The sequence below is a fragment of the Plasticicumulans sp. genome (assembly GCF_035331805.1).
Lineage (GTDB): Bacteria > Pseudomonadota > Gammaproteobacteria > Competibacterales > Competibacteraceae > Plasticicumulans.
On sequence record NZ_DAOLKE010000255.1, the window covers coordinates 1 to 5253 of the forward strand.

7 protein-coding genes are annotated in these 5253 nt (G+C 71.0%); 3 read left to right on the top strand and 4 right to left on the bottom strand.

Going from position 1 to position 5253, the window contains the following annotated elements:
• Nucleotides 1–118 precede the first annotated feature (118 nt).
• Nucleotides 119–784, bottom strand: a complete 666-nt coding sequence (gene modB / locus PKE44_RS14610) for a molybdate ABC transporter permease subunit (protein ID WP_324552456.1) — start codon at nt 782–784, stop codon at nt 119–121.
• Nucleotides 785–798: 14 nt separating this feature from the next.
• Nucleotides 799–1551 carry a molybdate ABC transporter substrate-binding protein gene (modA, locus tag PKE44_RS14615; protein WP_324552458.1) on the bottom strand — a complete coding sequence of 251 codons (753 nt, stop codon included), beginning with the start codon at nt 1549–1551 and terminating at the stop codon, nt 799–801.
• A gap of 388 nt (nt 1552–1939) precedes the next feature.
• On the opposite strand from modA, the gene PKE44_RS14620 reads away from it, so the two are divergent.
• A complete protein-coding gene (locus tag PKE44_RS14620) occupies nt 1940–2359 on the top strand; it encodes a TOBE domain-containing protein (RefSeq protein ID WP_324552460.1) in 420 nt (139 codons plus the stop codon).
• A gap of 93 nt (nt 2360–2452) precedes the next feature.
• On the opposite strand, the gene PKE44_RS14625 is transcribed toward PKE44_RS14620, so the two are convergent.
• Together PKE44_RS14625 and PKE44_RS14630 are read right to left on the bottom strand one after the other, a co-directional pair.
• Nucleotides 2453–2932 carry a TOBE domain-containing protein gene (locus PKE44_RS14625; protein WP_324552461.1) on the bottom strand — a complete coding sequence of 160 codons (480 nt, stop codon included), beginning with the start codon at nt 2930–2932 and terminating at the stop codon, nt 2453–2455.
• Between the two features lie 14 nt (nt 2933–2946).
• Nucleotides 2947–3474, bottom strand: coding sequence for a molybdopterin-dependent oxidoreductase (locus tag PKE44_RS14630; RefSeq protein WP_324552463.1), 528 nt, complete (start codon nt 3472–3474; stop codon nt 2947–2949).
• Between the two features lie 236 nt (nt 3475–3710).
• On the opposite strand from PKE44_RS14630, the gene PKE44_RS14635 reads away from it, so the two are divergent.
• A complete protein-coding gene (locus tag PKE44_RS14635; protein WP_324552465.1) occupies nt 3711–4529 on the top strand; it encodes a TOBE domain-containing protein in 819 nt (272 codons plus the stop codon).
• A gap of 94 nt (nt 4530–4623) precedes the next feature.
• On the top strand, nt 4624–5253 hold a 630-nt coding region (locus PKE44_RS14640; RefSeq protein ID WP_324552467.1), incomplete at its 3' end, for an FAD-dependent oxidoreductase.

Below are 5253 nucleotides of genomic sequence, written 5' to 3' on the forward strand. Positions count from 1 at the left end.
TCGAAGCGCACGTTCAGCAGGAATTCGCGCCGCCGCGCCTGCAGGCGAACGTCGATGTCGATGTCCAGGGTCGGGCAGCCGGCGGCGGACATGGCGGACTCCTTCATCGGAAAGGCTTTCAGTAACGCGGCGTCAGCAGGCGCGCCGACGTGACGAGGACTGCGATGCAGACCACGGAAATCAGCAGCACCAGCGCGTTGGCGCGGGCCTGGTCGCCGGCCTGCACGGCGTCGTAGACCGCCATCGACAGCGTCTGCGTGCGCCCCGGCAGGTTGCCGGCGATCATCAGCGTCGCGCCGAACTCGCCGAGGGCGCGCGCGAACGCGAGCAGCGTGCCGGCGACGATGCCGCGCATCGCCACCGGCAGCGTGACGCGGAAGAACACGCGCGCCTCGGTGTCGCCGAGCGTGCGCGCGGCGTTCTCCAGCGTGCGCTCGACGCCCTCGAAGGCCGCGCGCGCACTCTTGAACACCAGCGGGAAGGCGACGATGGTCGCGGCCAGCACCGCGCCCTGCCACGTGAACATCAGGCGCAGGCCGAGCTGCTCCTCCAGCCAGGCGCCGAGCCAGCTCTGGCGGCCGAAGGCGACGATCAGGTAGTAACCGAGCACGGTCGGCGGCATGACCATCGGCAGCGTCAGGATCGCGTCGAGCGTGTCGCGCCCGAAGAAGCGCCGGCGCGCGAACGGCAGCGCGATCGCAACGCCGAGCAGCACCGCGAACAGCGTCGCGAAGCCCGCGACCTTCAGCGACAGCCACAGCGGCGTCCAGTCAGCCCCGTCCATCACCGTGCACGCCCTCAGGGTTTCGTGAAGCCGTAGCGCGCGAACACGGCCTGGCCGTCCGGCGACTGCACGTACCGCAGGAAGGCCGCTGCCGCGTCCTTCTCCTTGCTGCCGGCGACGATCGCCATCGGGTAGAGGATGGGCTTGGCGACCGGCACCGGGAACGCGACGCGCACCTTGCCGGCCTCGAGCGCGGCATCGGTCGCGAACACGAAGCCGGCCTCGACCTCGGCGCGGGTCACGTAGCTCAGGCTCTGGCGGACGTTCTCGGCGTAGACGTACTTCGGCTGCAGCGTCTCCCAGAGCCCGGCGGCCTCGAGCGCGGCCTTCGCGTAGCGGCCGTTCGGCACCGAGGCCGGATTGCCGAGCGCGATGCGCTGCACGGCGGGGCTGCCGAGATCGGCGAGCGACTTCGGTGCCTGCCTCGACTCGAGCGGCACGATCAGCACCAGCGCATTGCCGGCGATGCTGGTGCGCGAGCCCGGGTCGATGTGTCCGCCGGCCCCGGCCTTGTCCATGGTCTCGGCATCGGCCGACACGAACAGGTCGACCGGCGCGCCCTGCACGATCTGCGCGAGCAGCGGCCCGGAAGCCGCGAAGTTGAAGACGAGCTTCGTGTCCGGATGCGCGGCCTCATAAGCCTTGCCGAGTTCGGTGAAGGCATTGGTCATGCTCGCCGCGACCGAGACGGTCAGCTCGGCGGCCGTCGCCGGCAGCGTCGCGGCGAGCAGCAGGGCAGCGGCAGCCTTCGGGGGAATACGCCTCATCATCACGCTCCAGTCGGGGTTCCGGCCTGTCGGAAAGGCTTCATTGCGCTGCAGCACGTGTCGGGTTCGTCGGCATTGCGACACGAAGCCGGCCGGCAGCCCGGCGGCGGCAGACCCGGTTGCGACGATAAACGCCATGCTCCGAAATTTCGATATCCTGTTGGATATATCGATGGCGAAACGATGGCTGCATCACGGCCTCTGCCACCGGCTGCGCCGGTGTCCGGTCATCTCCAAGCAATCGGCATGCCTTTTCTGGATCGTCCGATGGAACTGGCACGCTGCCTGCCCGGTGATCCGGGCGCCTGCATCCTGCCGTCCTGCACGACGGATACGCAGCCACGGCGCCGATCGATGCCGCTTCCCCAACCCAGCAGGAGAACCCGCGATGAAGCTCAGCGCCCGCAACCAGTACACCGGCACCGTCTCCGAAGTCCGCAGCGGCCCGGTCAGCACCGAAGTCACGATCGCGATCAACGACGCCGACACGCTGAAGGCGACGCTGACCAGCGAATCCGCCGCTGACCTCGGCCTCGCCGCCGGCAAGCCCTGTGTGGCGCTGTTCAAGGCCAGCGCGGTCGTGCTCGGCACCGGCGAGCCGGGCCGGCTCAGTGCCCGCAACGTGTTCACCGGCACGGTCTCGGCCGTGAAGACCGGCGCGGTCAGCAGCGAGGTGACGCTGACCACGACCGGCGGCCTGAGCATCGCCGCGACCACCACGCAGGAAGCCACGTCCGAGCTCGGCCTCGTGGTCGGCGCGCCGGCGTTTGCGCTGGTCAAGGCCAGCGCGGTGATCGTCGGCGTCTGATCCGCCGCCTGCCGGCCTGTTTCCGGACCTGCGCCGCCGCGCCGGCGCAGGTCCGGCGCAGCAGGGCCTGCGAAGCGACTGCGAAGCCGGCGACTAGCGCCGCCGGCCCTCGCGGGCGATCGCCACCTCGGTCGCCTTGACCACGCCGATCACCTGATCCCCCGGGGCGAGCTTCAGCCGCCGGGCGCTGCGCGCCGTGATCACCGCGGTCAGCGGGCCGACGACGGTGTCGAGCTCGACCGCCGTCAGCACGGTGCCGGCCTCGAGCGCGACGACGCGCGCTTCGAGCTGGTTGCGGAAGCTGCTCGCGAGCAGCGCCTCGGCCGCCGCGGGCTTCTCGATCGCCAGCTCCGTGGCCTTGATCAGCGCCAGCACGTCCTGGCCCTCGGCCAGACGCATGCGCTGCAGGCTGCGGGTCGTGATCGCCGCCGTGACCATGCCGGCCTGGGTGTCGAGCTCGATCTCCGACATCACCGGGCCGCGCACGATCTCGACGATGCGCCCGGGCAGGCGGTTGCCGATGCTGAGTTCCTCGGTGTGCCGGAACTCTCCCTGTGTCTGAATCGCGTACATGTCCCCTGCTCCCCTCATCTTCTGCTTGTCATGGTCATCGCGCTGCCCGGATCCGGTCGCAGCGCGACCGGTCCGGCAACCTCGATGCGGCAGAGTCCGCGCACCAGCCGGGCGCTGCTCTGCCAGTCGTGTGCGGCAATGAGCCGCGGTGAATCCCCGGCCGGCAGCGGCATGCCGTCGACGCCGAGCGCCACCAGCACGTCCCCGCCGGCCGGGCCGTTGAACAGTTCGCTCCAGGAAAAGCTCGCGACGTAGCCATCCCGCCCGTGCGCATGCACGCAGACCCCGCCGCGCTCGCGCTGGCGATCGAGCTGCAGGCCGGCGAGTTCGAGCAGTGCCGTCAGCCGCACGCCCTGCCAGCAGCGCAGGCCGACGGCCGGGTCGAGGCTGCGGGCTGCGCAGCTCAATGCCCGGCGCACTACCGTATGCTGCACCAGCCCCTGCAAGGCCCCGGCATCGAGGCGCAGCGGTCGCAGCACCCGGCCGTCGAGCCGCAGTGCGGGTACGCGGACATCCGCTGCTGCCGGCATCACCGACGTCATGAAAGGCCTCCCGGTCCGGTTTTCTATATCCGTACCAATACAATAAATCTGCCATCGCTCATGCTGCATCGCATCAGGCTGAAACCGTTGACTTTCCCCGTCACAGGCCCGGCGCCGGCCCTGCCGTTGCGGCCGCCGGCAGCGATGTCGCGACTGCGACCGCCCGGGTCGCGTTTGTCGGCTTTGCGACGCGAAAACCCCGGTTCGCATGCGGTTTGCAGCGCGCGGAGCCGGCCGTGAGCCGCAGCCCTGCTGACTCAATGCAACTCGAAGGCCGTTTCTGGCTCGATCGCGGTGGCAAACCGTTTCTCGGGCCCGGGCGCGTTGCGCTGCTGGAGCGCATCGATGCCTGCCGCTCGATCGCCGAAGCCGCGCGGGCGATGGGCATGGGTTACAAGACGGCCTGGGATCTGGTCGATGCGATGAACCAGCTCGCCGAACAGCCGCTGGTCGTGCGCGTGAAGGGCGGCCGTCAGGGCGGCGGCACCGAGCTGACCGATTACGGCCGCAGCGTGGTCGCGACCTTCCGCGCGCTGGAGCGCGATTACGTGGCGATGCTCGAAACCCTCGGCGCCCGTTACCCCGGCTTCGGTGCCTTCGACGCCCATCCGCGCCCGCCGCGCCTGCGCACCAGCGCCCGCAACCAGTGGAGCGGCCACGTCACCGGCATCGAGCGCCACGGCTTCGGCGCGCTGGTCACGGTCGACATCGGTGCCGGCGCGCCGGTGCAGGCGGCGCTCAGCATGAACGCCGTCGAGGAACTCGGCCTCACCGACGGCAGCGAGGTGCACGTGCTGGTCAAGGCGACCGCGATCGGCATCGGCGTGGTCGCCGGCTGGGGCGGCAGCGGCGGCAACCGTCTGCACGGCGTCATCGAGCATCTGCAGCTCGATGCCGGCGGCGAGCGCGCGGAGCTGACGCTCGCAATCGCCGCCAGCCGCCACGTGCTCGCCATCATCGATCCGGCCATGATCGCCGCGCTCGGCCTGCAGGCCGGCGTTGCCGCCTGGGCGCAGTTCGAGCCGGCCGCGGTGATCCTCGCCGTCGGCGACTGAAACCCCGGCAGCCCTTTTCCCGGACGGCGATGGGTGCAAAGCTGCGCGCCCCGCCGAATCCATCCGCCGCGATCCGCCGCGAGGAGAATCCGCCTTGAGCACGGCCTGCACTCTCCCGGTCACGCAGTGCGACTGCATCGTCATCGGCGCCGGCGCCAGCGGCCTGCTGGTCGCCCGGCTGCTGGCGCGCGCCGGCCTGAAACTCGTCGTGCTGGAGCGCGGCGCCATCGGTCGCGAATCCTCGTGGGCCGGCGGCGGCATCCTGTCGCCGCTGTACCCGTGGCGCTACGACCCGGCCGTCAACGCGCTCGCCGGCTGGAGCCAGCGCGCGTTCGCAGCCCTCGCCGCCGGCCTGCATGCGCAGACCGGCATCGATCCGGAATGGACGCCGAACGGCATGCTGTATCTGGGCGGCCTCGAAACCGAAGCCGCGCGCACCTGGGCCGTCGCGCAGGCCGCGAGCCTCGAAGCCCTGACCCCGCCCGATGCCCGCGGCATCGAGCCACGCCTCGCCCGCCAGCAGCAGTGCGCGCTGTGGATGGCGCAGATCGCCCAGGTGCGCAACCCGCGGCTGATGCAGGCGCTCGCGCGCGAGGCGCAGCAGCTCGGCATCGACGTGCGCGAGCACGTCGAGGTGCACGGGCCGGTGATCCGCGGCGGGCGCGTGGCCGGCGTGCGCACTGCGGCCGGACGCTTCGAGGCGCCGCGCGTCGTGGTCGCCACC

Coding starts and splice junctions, on each gene's coding strand:
- modB (WP_324552456.1), bottom strand. CDS start 784: ATGGACGGGGCTGACTGGACGCCGCTGTGGCTGTCGCTGAAGGTCGCG.
- modA (WP_324552458.1), bottom strand. CDS start 1,551: ATGAGGCGTATTCCCCCGAAGGCTGCCGCTGCCCTGCTGCTCGCCGCG.
- PKE44_RS14620 (WP_324552460.1), top strand. CDS start 1,940: ATGAAGCTCAGCGCCCGCAACCAGTACACCGGCACCGTCTCCGAAGTC.
- PKE44_RS14625 (WP_324552461.1), bottom strand. CDS start 2,932: ATGTACGCGATTCAGACACAGGGAGAGTTCCGGCACACCGAGGAACTC.
- PKE44_RS14630 (WP_324552463.1), bottom strand. CDS start 3,474: ATGACGTCGGTGATGCCGGCAGCAGCGGATGTCCGCGTACCCGCACTG.